The sequence below is a fragment of the Roseomonas sp. 18066 genome, from assembly GCF_902706185.1.
Taxonomy (GTDB): domain Bacteria; phylum Pseudomonadota; class Alphaproteobacteria; order Acetobacterales; family Acetobacteraceae; genus Pseudoroseomonas.
On sequence record NZ_CACSJM010000343.1, the window covers coordinates 1 to 613 of the forward strand.

Consider the following 613-nt stretch of genomic DNA (forward strand, 5'->3'; position numbering starts at 1 on the left):
GATATGGGCGCGCACCAGGCTGCGGTAGCGGGTGGCGTCGGCCTCGGCCAGGGCATCGACCATCGCGTGGTGCTGCCGCGCCGATTCCGCCACCCAGCCCTGCCGCGCCCATTGGGTCAGGGGGGCGGCCGGCATGCGCAGCCGCGTTTCCATCACCTGGCGGGCCAGCTCCCGGTTCGGGCAGAGCTCCAGCAGCCCGGCATGGAACGCCAGATTGGCCTCGTTCTGGTCCAGGATCGAGCGGTTTTCGGCGGCGTCGGAGAATTCCTGCGCCAGGCCGCGCAGCCGGGCCAGCTGCTCAGGCGCGGCGGGCAGGGTGACCAGCTCGGCCGCGGCGACCTCCAGGATCAGGCGGACCTGGCGCAGCTCCTCCAGCCGGCGCGGGTCCAGCTGCTGCACGCGGTAGCCATGGTTGGGCACATGCTCGACCAGGCGTTGCGCCACCAGCCGGTCCAGCACCCGGCGGACATCGCCGCGCGAATGGCCATAGCGCTCCTGCAGCAGGATCTGCTTCAGCCACATGCCGGGCGGCAGCAGCCCGGCATGGATCTCCTCGGCGATCGCCGTCTCCAGGGCGCGCACCGGGTCCAGGGGGGCCACCGCCGGCGGGGAG

Annotated in this window: 1 protein-coding gene; it reads right to left on the reverse strand. The window is 72.9% G+C overall.

Annotated elements, in window-relative coordinates; genetic code table 11:
- A partial coding sequence (locus tag GVN67_RS29145) for a GntR family transcriptional regulator (RefSeq protein WP_368667273.1) occupies positions 1-613 on the reverse strand: 613 nt, incomplete at both ends.